The organism is Pseudomonas sp. 9.3L (genome assembly GCF_058536285.1).
The window spans coordinates 2249738-2264091 of record NZ_JBZUBK010000001.1; the positions used below are offsets into that span (position 1 = coordinate 2249738).

The 14354-nt window shown below is 61.0% G+C and carries 10 protein-coding genes and 1 pseudogene; 2 read left to right on the forward strand and 9 right to left on the reverse strand.

The features are described from left to right. Window positions 1–61: 61 nt before the first annotated feature. The 5 genes and pseudogenes from glpT to AC4LE2_RS10320 form a co-directional block, all read right to left on the reverse strand. Entirely contained in the window at window positions 62–1402 is a 1341-nt protein-coding gene (gene glpT / locus AC4LE2_RS10300; RefSeq protein ID WP_491825665.1) for a glycerol-3-phosphate transporter, read from the reverse strand. Between the two features lie 160 nt (window positions 1403–1562). Continuing rightward, window positions 1563–3932 carry an autotransporter domain-containing protein gene (locus tag AC4LE2_RS10305; RefSeq protein WP_491825666.1) on the reverse strand — a complete coding sequence of 790 codons (2370 nt, stop codon included), beginning with the start codon at window positions 3930–3932 and terminating at the stop codon, window positions 1563–1565. Window positions 3933–4582: 650 nt separating this feature from the next. Further along, window positions 4583–5353: an SDR family NAD(P)-dependent oxidoreductase gene (locus AC4LE2_RS10310; RefSeq protein ID WP_491825667.1), complete on the reverse strand. Its 771-nt coding sequence runs from the start codon at window positions 5351–5353 to the stop codon at window positions 4583–4585. Between the two features lie 107 nt (window positions 5354–5460). After that, a complete protein-coding gene (locus tag AC4LE2_RS10315) occupies window positions 5461–6345 on the reverse strand; it encodes a methyl-accepting chemotaxis protein (RefSeq protein ID WP_491828109.1) in 885 nt (294 codons plus the stop codon). After that, window positions 6319–7089: pseudogene (locus AC4LE2_RS10320) on the reverse strand (MCP four helix bundle domain-containing protein); the annotation flags it as partial. The gene AC4LE2_RS10315 and the pseudogene AC4LE2_RS10320, both read right to left, overlap by 27 nt. Window positions 7090–7306: 217 nt before the next feature. On the opposite strand from AC4LE2_RS10320, the gene AC4LE2_RS10325 reads away from it, so the two are divergent. Then, the gene (locus AC4LE2_RS10325) at window positions 7307–7534 is read left to right on the forward strand and encodes a hypothetical protein (protein WP_491825668.1); all 228 of its coding nucleotides are present in this window, start codon (window positions 7307–7309) and stop codon (window positions 7532–7534) included. A gap of 14 nt (window positions 7535–7548) precedes the next feature. On the opposite strand, the gene AC4LE2_RS10330 is transcribed toward AC4LE2_RS10325, so the two are convergent. From AC4LE2_RS10330 to AC4LE2_RS10340, 3 genes are read right to left on the reverse strand one after another with little or no spacing between them, the layout of a single operon-like run. Next, window positions 7549–8394: an amidohydrolase family protein gene (locus AC4LE2_RS10330; RefSeq protein WP_491825669.1), complete on the reverse strand. Its 846-nt coding sequence runs from the start codon at window positions 8392–8394 to the stop codon at window positions 7549–7551. Between the two features lie 29 nt (window positions 8395–8423). After that, window positions 8424–9707 (reverse strand): MFS transporter, encoded by a 1284-nt coding sequence (locus tag AC4LE2_RS10335; RefSeq protein WP_491825670.1) that lies wholly within the window; start codon window positions 9705–9707, stop codon window positions 8424–8426. 39 nt (window positions 9708–9746) lie between these two features. Beyond that, window positions 9747–10478, reverse strand: a complete 732-nt coding sequence (locus tag AC4LE2_RS10340; RefSeq protein ID WP_491825671.1) for a GntR family transcriptional regulator — start codon at window positions 10476–10478, stop codon at window positions 9747–9749. A gap of 390 nt (window positions 10479–10868) precedes the next feature. Between AC4LE2_RS10340 and AC4LE2_RS10345 the strand changes: the two genes are divergently transcribed. Continuing rightward, entirely contained in the window at window positions 10869–12356 is a 1488-nt protein-coding gene (locus AC4LE2_RS10345; protein WP_491825672.1) for a SulP family inorganic anion transporter, read from the forward strand. Between the two features lie 356 nt (window positions 12357–12712). Here AC4LE2_RS10345 and proP read toward each other — a convergent pair whose 3' ends face one another. After that, window positions 12713–14215: a glycine betaine/L-proline transporter ProP gene (gene proP, locus AC4LE2_RS10350; protein ID WP_491825673.1), complete on the reverse strand. Its 1503-nt coding sequence runs from the start codon at window positions 14213–14215 to the stop codon at window positions 12713–12715. Window positions 14216–14354: the final 139 nt, after the last annotated feature.

The window sequence follows — 14354 nt, forward strand, 5'->3', positions numbered from 1 at the left end:
TGGAGTGCGGGAGCAAGCCGGTCGCTGCTTTTCAGGCGACCGGCCTTGATGCCTGGGCTATTTACCGGCTGCTGCTGGCAACCTGGGTATGGCGCAGGGTGGGCAACAGGAAGGCAATGGCCAGGATGCAGGCCGATACCAGCATCACGAAGCCGCCGTTCCAACCGAACCGATCAACCACGTACCCCATGGCTGCACTGGCCGCCACCGAACCACCGAGGTAGCCGAACAGCCCGGTGAACCCAGCGGCGGTGCCTGCCGCTTTTTTGGGGGCCAACTCCAGCGCTTGCAGGCCTACCAGCATGACCGGCCCGTAGATCAGGAAGCCAATCGTGATCAGCGCGGCCATGTCTACAGTAGGATTGCCAGGCGGGTTGAGCCAATACACCAGGGTGGCAACGGTCACCAGTGCCATGAACACCACGCCTGTGAGGCCGCGGTTGCCCCGGAAGATCTTGTCTGACATCCAGCCACACAGCAGCGTGCCGGGAATGCCCGCCCACTCGTAGAGGAAATACGCCCATGAGGTTTTATCGACGGTGAAGTGCTTCACCTCACTGAGGTAGGTCGGCGCCCAATCCACTACTCCATAGCGCAGCAAGTAAACGAATACGTTAGCCAGCGCTATGTACCACAGCATTTTGTTGCGCAGCACGTACTTGACGAAGATTTCCTTGGCGGTGAATTCCTCTTCGTGACTGGCATCGTAGCCTTCGGGGTAATCGTTCTTGTACGCCTCAACCGGCGGCAGCCCCACCGATTGCGGCGTGTCGCGCATGGTGATGAAGGCGAACACAGCCACCATGACCGCGACGGCGGCAGGCACGTAAAACGCGGCGTGCCAGTCGTTGGTCCAGCCCAGGCCCAGCAGGAACAACGGGGCAATCAGGCCACCCCCCACGTTGTGCGCCACGTTCCAGGTGGACACCACGCTGCCGCGTTCTTTCTGTGACCACCAGTGCACCATGGTCCGCCCGCTCGGTGGCCAGCCCATCCCCTGTGCCCAACCGTTGATGAAGAGCAAGGCGAACATGATGGCCACGCTGGAGGTGGCCCAATGTGCGAATCCGAACACGAACATGACCGCCGCTGACACCAGCAAGCCAAACGGCAGGAAGTAGCGTGGGTTCGAGCGGTCGGACACAATGCCCATCAAGAACTTGGAAATGCCATAGGCAATCGCGATGGCGGAGATGGCGACCCCCAGCTGCGCCTTTGAATACCCCTGTTCCTGAATGAGGTAGGGCATGGCCAGCGTGAAGTTTTTGCGCAGCAGGTAGTAGCCCGCGTAGCCAATGAAGATACCCGCGAAGATCTGCCAGCGTAGGCGTCGGTAGGTACTGTCGACCCGATCCTCGGGCAAGGGCGCACGGTGGGGCGCTGGACGGAAGAAAGCGAACATCGGGTGTCTCCGGCGTTATTATTGTATGCGAAAGCGAATATTACATTTTCATTACAGAAAACCCTAGGTGCGTTGGTCGCTGTAAATGATGGAATGTGAAACATCCTGTATCCGCCCTGCACCCTCGCCTTGGCCCTCAGCCCTACCCGCTTCCACCGCGTCAGAATTGCAGTTGATAGCCCACCGTGGCCCAGTAGCTCGGGTCCTCGCCTTCACTGGTCGCGTTGAGCATCAGCGTGGCCACACCTGCTCCCACCTTCATTTCTGCCCCGGTGCCCACTCGCACCCAGTTCTGGCTGTAGTCGCGCCCTGGAAGGCTGAACCGGCCGCCGCCCGCCCCGAGCACCTCACCTTCGGCGCGAGGGCCTCGGGCCTCGTAGCGATGAGCGCCCTCTACTCGCCCTAACAGGGTCACGCTGGGGCTCAAGGGCTTCACGGCGTCCAGGCCGAGACGGGAGGTCTGGCTACGCGCAGTGCTGCGCGACCACGCAACCGGGAAGCCACCACCGGTCTCGCGGTAACCGTCCAGGCGAGTGCGCAGGAGGGTATGGCTGACATAGGGCGTGAAGGTCGCGCCGCCCAGCGAGAAGGCATCCAGCAGATCAAGGCGCACCCGGCCGCCCCAGCTAGTGACTGACGTATCACCCTGTGAGGTGCGCTCAGTGCCTGCGTTGAGGTAACCCCGATCGATGTCGCTGTCGCTTCGGCCATACAGCAGGCTGAAGGTGGTATAGGCCACCGTACCCGGCACTTGCATGATCAGTTCGGGCAGCACGTACGTGCCTTGTACCCGCGTGTGGCTGCCCATAGCCCCGTTCTGTGTGTCGGCAGTGCGGCCTAGGGCCAGGTTTACTTGCCACCCTTGCGTCAGGCTTACGCCGTAGCCGATTTCGCCCAGGCCCGAGTCGCCGTCTGCGGCACCGTGACCCTTACGGCCGATGTCGCCTGAAGCCCAGACGCTCTGCTTGCCCGTCGGGAGCAGCCCCCGCATGGGATTACCATGAAGGCCGTTGAGGGTGAGGTCGCTGCTATTGAGGGCCAGGGTGGAGGTTTGCATCCGCACAGCGGACAGCCCCGCCATGAAGTCGTCCACGTCGATCAGCCCCGAGCCTGGTGCAGAGGCCACTGGCGATGGAAGTGCAACCTCTTGAGCGGGCGTGGTCGTGGGCTGGGGGGGTGAAATCGGCGCGGTGACCACATCCGGCGGCGAGCTGACTACTGGCAGTGGCGTTGGCGGCGTGATTTCCACAGGCGGGGTGACGGGCTCAGAGGGTGTGACCACGACCACCACTGGCGGTGTGACGACCACTGGCGGCGTGACTGGCGTAGGCGGTGTGACTACAACAGGCGGTGTGACTACAACAGGCGGTGTGACCACCACAGGGGGCGGTGCTGGGGTGATAATCCTCGCCAAGTACCGATGACCGTTACTCAGCTGCCCGATGACCACACGGCCGTCATCGCTCACGCCTGCCGCACTGACCGCGCTTGTCCCGGTGTCGTTGAGCTGAACACCGTTCTCGCCCAGCCAGGCCTCTACCGTCTGCATGCCGCCGGCCAAAGACCACCGGTACGCCTGGTTCTGGTTGCTCAGGTCTGACGCCGTACCGACTATCACGGTACCGGTGGGGTTCATGTCGCTGGCATAGACCGCATTGCCCCCCAGTGAGCCTAGGTCAACCACCGCCCCCGCCTGCCAGCGAAACACCCGTGTGTTCCAGTTATCGGCCAGCATGGAGCGCCCAACCACCACGCTACCGTCAGCGCTGGCGAACTGAGCGACAGAGTAGTGGCCGCCTAGCGTGCCCAGGTCCTGCATCGTGCCTGCCGACCAGCGAAAGGCGTGGGCAAACCCGTTATCCGCCAGTAGCGCATTGCCAACCACCACCTGGCCGTCGGCACTGATAGCGGTTGCCTCGGAATGGTCGCCCCCCAAGGTGCCCAAGTCAGACATTGCGCCAGCGTTCCAGAGGAACGCGTGCTGATCGCCGTTGCCGAGTGATGCCGTTCCCGCCACCGACCCGCCATCGGCGCTGACCGCGCGCGCGAAGGATTCCGCCCCCCCCAAGGTGCCCAAAGCCTGAAGGGTGCCGTTCTCCCACCTGAATGCCATGCTGTAATTGCTGAAGGGCACGCCCGCATACCCCACCACCACACCGCCATCGGCGCTCACGGCCTGGGCGTCCGCGTAGGTTCCGCCGAAGGTGCCAAGGTCGGTCATTGCGCCGTTGTACCAGCGAAAGGCGTGGTAATCCCCATTGGTGTTTGAGGCTGAGACGCCAATAATCACGCTGCCATCATCACTCAACCCATGAGCCTCGGTAGCGCCACCGTTGAGGCTGCCGATGATTTCAAACGTGCCGTTGCTCCAGCGCCCTACTCGCTGTTGCCCTGCGTCGTTGACCAGCCCACCGACCGCCGTTGCACCCTCAGCACTGAGATAGACCGGGTCTAGGTACGGGCCAGTAGGTGAATAGAAGTCGATCACCTCGCCGGCCAAGGCGCTTGATAGCGGTGCAGCCCATGCCATTATCGACGCCGCCAATAGCCTGATTGCTCCAGGGGCATTTGCAGTGCGTCGTGGGTAGGAAGGCAACAGCTGAGCATGGGTTTGCATACGGGCCCTATCGGCGGTTGAGAGACGGTGGCGGGATGCCAATTGTTTCGGCAGCAATCCGCTGTACCTTTAATGGCAAAAGCAGATAGTTAGCGCCGCTGCAATTAGCGGCTGCCTATAAGGGCGATAGCGACCGGTAGCGGACCGAAGGGCATCAGCGCGCTTCAGCCCCGTTTTTACTGGCCGATACCCCGGCATTTCCCACGTTTGCACAAGGCAGGCGTACCCCTTTCCGTGAGCTGCCGCCCATGAACCCTTTGAAGTTTTTTACTAAAACCTGTGCTGACCGCCAGGGTACTGCCAGCCTCAGCTGCACCGCCGCTTAGCTCGACGCTGCCCTGGAAGACTTCAATCGCGCCACTGAAGACACCGCACAGCGCACCAAGGCCATCGCCGATACCTTGACCGGCCTGACGCACGCCACCTTTTAAACGGTGTACGTTGCAGGGAACTGTGCAGGGCGTCCCTTACCGGGCCTCCCTTACCGGGCCTCCCTTACCGGGCGTCCCGCGGACGCGTGGCGAAGGGCATTTGATAGACGATGGCAATGCCTACCTGGCCGATCACCAAGGCACGGGCTGGCCATCCCAGGCCCAAAAGGTACCCGTATCGGCAGGCCCGTGGCAGCTGATCTGCTCAAGCAGGCAGCGCACGGCATAGGCCGGTTCGAACAACTGCCCGGAGGGCACGTTGGCTTGAAAGGGGCGCGACAGCGCAGTGTCGGTAGTGCCGGGATGAAAGAGCAGCACGGTGGCGGCGGGGTTGAGCCGTTTAAGCTCGATGCTTGCGGTGTGCAGCAGTTGGTTCAGCGCGGCCTTGCTCGCTCGGTAGCTGTACCACCCACCCAGCTGATTGTCCTCGATCGACCCCACCCTGGCGGACAACGCCACAAAGGTTGCGGGTTGACGGCGAATCAGGGGCAACAGGTGCTTGAGCAGCAGGACGGGAGCAAACGCGTTGGTGGTGAAGCTGGCGTATAGGCTGGCCATCTCCAGCTGGGCCAGCCCCTTCTCTGGCCGTGCGCCTTCGTGGTGGAGAATGCCCAAGGTACTGACCACCAGATCAAGATGATCGCACTCGGCGCTTAACCTGCGCCCCAACGCTTGCAATGCTGTTTCGTCTCGGGCATCGCAATCGACTTGGCTCAGGCGGTCAGGGTAGCGCCCAGCCAGGTCAGCTAGCCCTTTAGCCTCGGTCGCTCGGCGGGCCACTGCCCACACCTGGCTCACGTCGTCACGGGTCAGCAATTGCTCACACAGCGCCAGGCCGATGCCCTGGCTGGCGCCGCATACCAATACAGTGGCTTTTCGGGAAAGGTTAGGTATCAGGCTCATGTGCTTAGGACGCCGTCCCTCTAGGGAACGTTCAGCACCTTTCACCGTAGGTAGCGGGCGACAGCTCGCGAACGAGGCCTATGCTTCGCTCGCGACCGACCTCTTTCTTATGCGAGCTGGAAGCGCTGCACCAGAGTTTGCAGTTCGTGGGCCAGGCTGGTCAGCTGATGGCCAGCGTCGACCGTCTGCTTGTTGCCGCCCTCACTGACCACTGACAAGTCGCGAATGCTGATCAGGTTGCGGTCCACCTCTCGGGCCACGTGCGCCTGCTGCTCGGACGCCGCGGCAATTTGCAGGTTGCGGTCCTCGATCAGCTTGACCGAGTGGAGGATGTCTGTGAGTGCGTCACCGGCGGCTTGCGCGATGGCGTAGGTTTCTTGCACTTGAGAGGTGCTGGCCTGCATGGAGCCAACGGCTTCAGCGGAACCCGACTGGATCGCCCCCATCATCTTTTCGATTTCCTGCGTCGATTGCTGAGTGCGGTGCGCCAAGGCTCGCACTTCATCGGCCACCACCGCGAACCCGCGCCCCTGCTCTCCTGCCCGCGCCGCTTCGATGGCTGCGTTGAGGGCCAGCAGGTTGGTCTGGTCGGCGATCGCCCGGATCACCCCCAGCACCTTGGCGATGTCTTGGGCCTGGCCGGCGAGGCCTTCCACCTGGTCTGAGGTGGTTTGCACCTGCGAGGTCAACTGTTGCATGGCAACCAGGGTTTTCTTCACTTCATCGTTGCCGGTCAAAGCAGCGACGCTGGACTGACGGGCCGACTCTGAGGTAGAGGCTGCGTTGCGGGCGACCTCTTCCACTGCCGCGCTCATTTGCGTTACGGCGGTGGCCGCCTGATCGATTTCAGCGTTCTGTCGCACCAGGGTGTCGCTGGCGTCACGCGTTACCACATTCATGGTGCCTGCCGCGCCACTAAGGTGAGTAGACGCCTGAGCAATGCCGTGCAACGTGTCCTTGAGGTTGGCTTGCATCTGACCCAGCGCCTGCATCAAGCCCGCGGCCTCATCCGAACCTTTCACCTCCACTACACTGGTCAAGCGGCCAGCGGCGATGGCATTAGCTACAGCCAGCGACGCACCAATCGGTTGCGCCAGGCTGCGGGTAAGGCGCCAGGCCATTAGTAAAGTCACCACCAGGGCGACGCCCATAAAGATGAAGATGACCCAGAGGCTGTGCTGGTAAATCGCTGTAGCCGACTCCCCAGCCTTGGACGCGGCAGCGTTATTAAGCTCACGCAACGCCGTTAACTCATCTTGATAGGCCTGCGCGCGCAGGCGCTGGTCGCCGTTCGCCAGGGCAATGGCTTTCTCATGATCGGTACGGGCCAGGCTGACGATCTGTTCCAGCCCTTCCAGATAGCTCTTCATCATCTGTGCCGCATGTTCGAAGCGGGCCGTTTCTTCGCCGCTGGACAACAAGTGCTGGCGGTAATGGTCGGTGCGCTCGTTCATCATGTCGCGGTTGAGCATAATCTGCTTGATAGAAGTGTCCATGGCCACAGGGTCTTCAGTGGCCAGCAGCCTGATGCTTTCCAAACGCGTGTGCAGCAGCGAGATCTGGATGTCGTCTGTGGTCTGAATACTGGCGAGGGTGTCGGTCTCGATGCTTTTTTCAGTGGCCCGTAGCTGTTTGAGTTGATCCAGTGCGAAGGCACCCAGCAACAACACGAGCAGGGTAATGATGCCAAAGCACAAGGCGGCGCGGGGGGCGATACGTAACGAACGTAGGTTCACTGGGGCGGCTCCGTAAGACCTTCACATGGGTCTGTCTGGCCGGGTTATCTGCCGTTCTGGGTAAACCTTGAGCAGCGTAAAAACGACCGTTCATACCCTTGTCAATGAAATTTTGCGACGGAGTCGAGCCTTTGATGATGACAGTGGCCTGAACGGCTCCCACCGCCCCCCAATTGGTAGCACAATGCCACACCTCCGCACCCTTTCGAGCCTTCACATGAACAGTTACGACGCAAAACACCTTCAGTTGATGGACCTGATCGAAGCCGGCAAGTGGCAAAACATCTCGGAGCATGACGCCGATGAACTGCGCGTGCTGGTGGTGTGCGGCTATGTATCGATCAAGGACGAGAGAAGTGGCAAGCCACGCCTTGCCTTGAACCAAGAGGGGCGCCACTACCACCGCCAGCTGTCTCAGCTCACCACGCTTGCACAAAGTGCCTGAGGCCGCCCTCGCGCTCAGAACTTGAACAACGCCTGAGGCGTTTCACGCAGCAGGGCATGCAACAGCTGAGGGGGGCATTCCAGGGCGTCCAACTGAGCCCTTGCCCGTGTGAAGTCGACCGTCGCCTCGTGTTGCGTATGGGGCCAGTCGCTGCCCCATAGCAGGCGGTGGGCGCCGAAGGTTTGCTCCAGGTGCCTCAGCGCCTGGCGGGCAAAGCGTAGGTTTACGTCCTCCGCCGCGCCCAAGCGGTAAACCCCGGAGACCTTCACCCATATTTGCTCTGTTCGGCCCAAGGCCAACAACTCACGCATGCCTGGCTGCTCCATGCCCAGGCCTGACTCTGGCCGGCCAAAATGGTCAACGACCAGCGCTACCCCGAATGGCAGTAGTTGCTCGACAAGCGCGGGTACGTCGGCCAGAGGCCTGTGCAGCTCCAGGTGCCACCCCAACTCCGCAAGATGGCCCAAAAACACCTGCCACATCGGCTCGCTGAAGGTGGGCAAGGCCTGCCCTATAAGGTTGAGGCGCACCCCCACTACCCCACGCCTGGCCATGTACGCCAAGGTCTCGCGTGGGGTGCCCGGCTCCACCATAACGACGCCCCTAAGGTGCGAGGGGGCTTCGCCCAAGGCCGCTAGCAGGTAGCTGTTGTCGGTGCCCAGGAAGCTGGGCTGCACCAACACCCCGTGGCTGAACCCATTGGCGTGCAGTTGCTGCCTGTACTGCGCAAGCGTGGCATCGTAGCCGGGCGTGTAGCGCCGGGCAGTGCTCAGGTTCAACCCCCGGCTGAACACATGGGCATGCCCGTCGATACCGGTAATGGGCGCGCCAGGGTTGTGGGGTATCACTTGATCTATCACGAGCAGTGTTCGTCCTAAAGCGGTGTCAGTTATGCACGGGCGGGTTCAGCGGTAGGTTGCACGGGCGCAGGGCCTGCCGTATCGAGGCTACGGCCACGGGTTTCAGGCAAGCACAGCGCCGCCACCACGGCTACGCCATATGCAATGCCTGCGTCGATGCCAATGGCCGAGCCCAACGACATCGATGCACTCATGTGGCCTACCAAGAACGGGAATATCGCAGACAGCACCCGGCCGAAGTTATAGCAAAAGCCCACCCCTGCACCGCGAACGTCGGCCGGGTACAGTTCGTTGAACAACGCCCCCAGGCTTGCAGGAATGCCCGCAGCAAAGAAGCCCAGTGGAAAGCCCAAGAACAGCATCTGCGTGTTGCTCAGCGGTAAAAAGACATAGCACTGCACGGTGATCACGCAGCACAGGGCGAACAACAGGATATTTTTACGGCGCCCGATGCGGTCGATCAAATAGCCGCTGGCCACACAGCCACACCAGAAGGCGACGATGATCACCGCCAGGTAGCCGCCCGAATTAAGTACAGACAACTGGCGCTCGGTTTTAAGGAAGGTGGGCAGCCACGTCATTACCGCGTGATAACCACCGTGCGCGCCCAACCCCAGCAAGCCGCCAAACAGGGTGACCCGAAGCAGCTCCGGCCGGAAGATTCCCGCCAGGGACTGAACAAAGCTGCGGGGCGCAGCCTGTACTTGGTTGACGCGCACGAAGCTGTCCGGCTCTTGCACGTTGCGTCGTACCCAGATGATGAGCAGTGACGGCAGCAGCCCCACGAGGAACATCACTCGCCAGGCCAGGTCCTGTGGCACGAACGAGTAAATCAGGGCGAATATTGCCACCGCCGCCCCCCAACCCACCGCCCATGCGCTCTGGACCGTACCCATGACCTTGCCGCGGTATTTAGGGTTGATGGTTTCGGCCATCAGCACGGCACCTGCTGCCCATTCGCCGCCAATGCCGAACCCTTGGAGTGCTTTGACGATCAGCAACTGCTCAAAGCCGGTTACGAAGGCTGATAAACAGGTGAAACACGAAAACCAGAGGATCATCCACTGTAGGGTGCGCACCCGGCCGTAGCGGTCGGAGAGCGTCCCCCCCACCCAGCCCCCTAGCGCTGAAGTAATCAGGGTTACCCCGCTGATGAGCCCGGCATCGCCCTTGCTCAGGGCAAAGGCTGCGATCAGTGCAGGAATCGCCAGCCCGAACATCTGTACTTCCAGAGCGTCCAGGGACCATCCGCCAAAGCACGCCCAGAAGGTTTTGCGTTCCCGTGAAGTAATGACGCGGTACCAATTGAACATATCTCTTATCCTTATCAGGTGAATCAGCGGGGCGCGGGCTTAACGGATGTCCACGCTGTAACGAAAGTGCTGGGCGTGCCCACGCGAACGACGCCACTCCAAGGGGGTTGCGGCGTAATCACGGGCCAAGCGCTCGATCACCACTACCGGGCTGTTTACCGGCACCTGCAACAGGCGCGCATGCACCGCGCCTACGCATTCGGCCGTCAGGCTCTCTTCGGCCGAGGCCACTACCTGCCCACACAGGGTTTCGTAGATGGGATAGAGCAGCGGACCTTGCTGGTCCAGGTCGATATCAAGCAGTGGCTGAAACCGGGCCTGGGGGAGCCAGATCTCTTCGGCCAGCACCGGCTGAACCTCCAGCAGGCGCAGGCGTACGATGCGGATCACGGGTGCGTCGGCCGGCAGCCCCAATGCCTGGGCTACGGCCGACGGTGACGTTACCGCCTCGATAGAGAGGATTCGGCTTTCGGGGATCTGGCGCTCGCCGGCCTGGGTCTGGAACCGGAAGAACCGAAACAGTGACGACTGAAACTGTGGGCGACGGATAAAGGTGCCGCGCCCTTGCTGTCGCTCCAACACCCCTTCGCTGACCAGGGCGTCTACTGCTTTGCGCACGGTGCCCGTGGACAGCTGGTACTCCGAGGACAAGGCGGCTTCCGTAGGAATCGCCTCGCCAGGCCGCCATCGGTTGTTGGCAACCTGTTCGGCCAGGTGGTCCCGCAGGCGTTGATAGAGCGGTAGCCGAGTATCGCTAGACAATGGATTCATGGGGCATTCATCTTGTTATGTAGTCATCTATATGAATCTGCGGCCGAGTATTGAGCCGGCTGCGCATGCTGTCAAGCGCGCTTGACACACCACGTACTGAGCAGCGCCTTGGCGCCAGCTCATCGGCCGACGGTTGTAACGGGCCGTAACACGTCGGTACCATTACCGCCATCGAACTGCCTTCCCCAGGATGACAGTGCCTCGTTCCAACTGGCTGCCTACGCCGCCATAGCGCTACGCCCCCTCGCACTACCCTGACCGCCTAGCGTGGTCGTCCTCGGCTGCGCGCTTTTAGCTAGCCGCCGCCACTCACCTCCGCTCCCTATACCGGCACCGCCCTGCGCAGCGTTCGCCGCTGCGCGCCTGGCTGTGCCTGCCTTGGATAAACGTATGCTCGAACCTATCAAACGTGGCTGGTTTTCTAATATCCGTGCCGATGTACTCGCAGGCTTGGTGGTCGCCCTCGCCCTCATTCCCGAAGCTATTGCTTTCTCTATCATCGCCGGGCTGGACCCTAAAGTAGGCCTCTACGCCTCCTTCTGCATCTGTACGGTGATCGCCTTTGTAGGTGGCCGACCGGCCATGGTGTCCGCCGCCACGGGCGCGATGGCGCTGCTGATGGTTAACCTGGTCAAGGAACACGGCTTGCACTACCTACTGGCAGCCACACTGCTGTGCGGCGTGCTGCAAATCCTCGCCGGCTACTTGCGCTTGGGCGAATTGATGAAGTTCGTGTCGCGCTCGGTGGTTACCGGCTTTGTGAATGCCTTGGCCATTTTGATTTTCATGGCGCAGCTGCCTGAACTTACCGGCGTGACGTGGCCGGTGTATGCCATGACAGCGGGCGGCCTGGCGATCATCTACCTGTTCCCGCGGCTACCTGTACTGGGCAGGCTGCTGCCTTCCCCGCTGGTGTGCATCCTGGTTCTGACGGCACTTTCCACCTACCTGGGCCTGAGGGTCCATACCGTGGGTGACATGGGAGCGCTACCCGACAGCCTGCCGGTGTTCATGTGGCCCAGCGTGCCCCTGAACCTGGATACCTTGTGGACCGTGCTGCCGTACTCTGCCGCCCTGGCAGTGGTGGGTTTGCTTGAGTCGATGATGACCGCGACCATCGTGGATGACCTCACGGATACGGAGAGCGACAAGAACCGTGAATGCAAGGGCCAGGGGCTGGCGAACATCGCCTCGGGCCTCATTGGCGGCATGGCCGGTTGCGCGATGATCGGCCAGTCGATGATCAACGTTAAATCAGGTGGGCGCACTCGCCTCTCCACCCTCAGTGCCGGTGTCCTGTTGCTGATCATGATGCTGTTCCTTGGCGACTGGCTGGCACGCATCCCCATGGCCGCACTGGTGGCGGTGATGATCATGGTGTCGATCAGCACCTTTAGCTGGGCGTCGATCCGCAACCTGAAAGCGTACCCGCTGTCCACCAACATCGTGATGATCACTACCGTGGTGGTGGTGGTCGCCACGCACAACCTGGCGTATGGCGTGTTGGCGGGCACCCTGCTGGCAGCCATGTTCTTTGCCAACAAGATGGCGCATTACCTGGCTGTTAGCTCGCAACCTGACCCTGAGTTCAGTCACCGCACGTACTACGTAACCGGGCAGGTCTTTTTCGCCTCGGCAGATCGCTTCACCCAGGCGTTCGAACTCAAAGAGCCACTTGATACCCTGACCATCGACCTGCGTGATGCGCACTTCTGGGACATTACGGCGGTAGCTGCCTTGGATAAGGTGGTTATCAAGCTGAGACGCGCCGGTGTTCAGGTGGCCGTCATCGGCATGAACCGCGCCACCGCTACGCTGGTAGATCGCTTCGGGGCCCATGACAAGCCCGGCGGCATCGATACCCTGATGGGGCACTGACCCTGCGTTGCCCTTGCGTCTATAAAGGACGCGAGGCAATGGCAACGGGCGCGCGGCGCCAAATTGCACGCAACAAAAAACCCGCCTAAGCGGGTTTTTTATTCAATACCACTCCAGCGTCCTGCCGGTAGCCTTCCAAACCGTGGTCGATCGTCCATGACCCCAGAGCACTCCTGCGCTCCAGTTGATGAGCCCATACTACGTGCCCGTCGGGGCAATAACGAGAGCCAAACGCTGCGCTGTGGTGTAAGCCATTGGCTATGGAGTGCCGTAGCAAATGCGCACCGCTGTTGAGGAATCGGTCGCCCATCTGGCGTTGTTGCACGGCCAGCCTGGCCAGTGCGTCTCAGAGCCGCTTAGTCGATACGCGGGTGCTGCTGTACCAATTCATCTCGCTTTGCCTGCAGCCGCTTGATTTCCGCATCGATGTCCTCGATCCGGTGCTCGATGTGGTCGTGGTGCTCGCGCAACAGCTCCTTGGCTTCGGTAAGGTCCGAGGCCGTTGGCGCGGCACCGCGCAGGGGCTTGTTTGCCGTTTCCTTCATGGTCAGGCCCGTCGCCAGGCCGATCAACGCAACCACCATCAGGTAATAGGCCGGCATGAACAGGTCTTGAGTGCTTTCTACCAGCCAGGCAGCGATCGTTGGCGTAAGGCCTGCGATCAACACTGAGATGTTGAAGGCGCTGGCCAGGGCACTGTACCGAATGTGCGTTGGGAACATCGCTGGCAGGGTTGACGCCATGACCCCGATGAAGAAGTTGAGCAGCACCGCCAACATCAGCAAGCCTGCGAAAATCAGGCCGAGCTTGCCGCTGGTGATGAGCATGAAGGCCGGTATCGCCAGGCAGAACAGCCCGATACTGCCGATGATGATGAACGGCTTGCGCCCGAACCTGTCGCTCAAACGTCCAAACACCGGTTGGACGAACAGCATGCCTACCATGATGGCGATGATGATCAACACGCCTCGGCTTTCGCTGTAATGCAAGTTATGCGAGAGGTAGCTCGGCATGTAAGTGAGCAACATGTAATAGGTAACGTTGGTCGCGACCACCACCCCTACACAGGTCATCAGGCTGCGCCAGTGCTTGGTCGCTACCTCTTTGAACGACACTTGAGGGCCCTTGGCCAGGCCTTCACGGTCGCCTTCTTCGAGTTTTTCGACGTGTTGCTGGAACGCTGGTGTTTCTTCCAAGGCGTTACGCAGGTACAGCCCCACCAGGCCTAATGGCAGCGCCAGGAAGAATGGCAGTCGCCAGCCCCATTCTTGGAACTTCTCTTCACCGATCACGGTGGAAATCGCTACCACTACGCCTGCGCCCAATACGAAGCCTGCGATTGAGCCAAAGTCGAGCCAGCTACCAAGGAATCCGCGCTTACGGTCGGGCGCGTATTCGGCCACGAAAATCGACGCTCCGGTGTATTCACCCCCGACCGAGAAGCCCTGAGCCATTTTGGCCAGCAACAAGAGGATAGGCGCCCAGATACCAATGGAGGCATAGGACGGGATCAGGCCAATGGCAAAGGTACTGAGCGACATGATCACAATGGTTGCCGCCAGCACCTTCTGTCGCCCATAGCGATCCCCTACGGCACCGAAGAACAACCCGCCCAAAGGGCGGATAAGGAAGGGCACGGAAAAGGTGGCCAACGCGGCGATCATCTGCACACCGGGGTCTGCACTGGGGAAGAACACCTTGCCCAGTACATAGGCCACAAAGCCATACACGCCAAAATCGAACCATTCCATGGCGTTACCCAAGGCAGCGGCGGTGATCGCCTTACGCATCTTGGCATCATCCACAATGGTGATGTCCTTCAAACCATAGGGTTTGAGGGGTTTTTTCCTTGATTTCATACACATTACCTGGGAGCTAACCGGCCATCTGGATGCAGGGTCGCCGCATGGGCAGACCCTGCAGATGATGCTCAGAGGCACTGCATGCTGAATAATTCACTGGCTGGAACGTTTCTTCTGCTTTTAAACCGGGCGTTAG

Bases quoted from the DNA above. Each gene is read 5' to 3' on its own strand.
- AC4LE2_RS10305 (WP_491825666.1), bottom strand. From the start codon at position 3,932: ATGGCATGGGCTGCACCGCTATCAAGCGCCTTGGCCGGCGAGGTGATC.
- proP (WP_491825673.1), bottom strand. From the start codon at position 14,215: ATGAAATCAAGGAAAAAACCCCTCAAACCCTATGGTTTGAAGGACATC.
- AC4LE2_RS10325 (WP_491825668.1), top strand. From the start codon at position 7,307: ATGAACAGTTACGACGCAAAACACCTTCAGTTGATGGACCTGATCGAA.
- AC4LE2_RS10340 (WP_491825671.1), bottom strand. From the start codon at position 10,478: ATGAATCCATTGTCTAGCGATACTCGGCTACCGCTCTATCAACGCCTG.
- AC4LE2_RS10315 (WP_491828109.1), bottom strand. From the start codon at position 6,345: ATGCAGGCGCTGGGTCAGATGCAAGCCAACCTCAAGGACACGTTGCAC.
- AC4LE2_RS10335 (WP_491825670.1), bottom strand. From the start codon at position 9,707: ATGTTCAATTGGTACCGCGTCATTACTTCACGGGAACGCAAAACCTTC.
- AC4LE2_RS10345 (WP_491825672.1), top strand. From the start codon at position 10,869: ATGCTCGAACCTATCAAACGTGGCTGGTTTTCTAATATCCGTGCCGAT.
- AC4LE2_RS10310 (WP_491825667.1), bottom strand. From the start codon at position 5,353: ATGAGCCTGATACCTAACCTTTCCCGAAAAGCCACTGTATTGGTATGC.
- glpT (WP_491825665.1), bottom strand. From the start codon at position 1,402: ATGTTCGCTTTCTTCCGTCCAGCGCCCCACCGTGCGCCCTTGCCCGAG.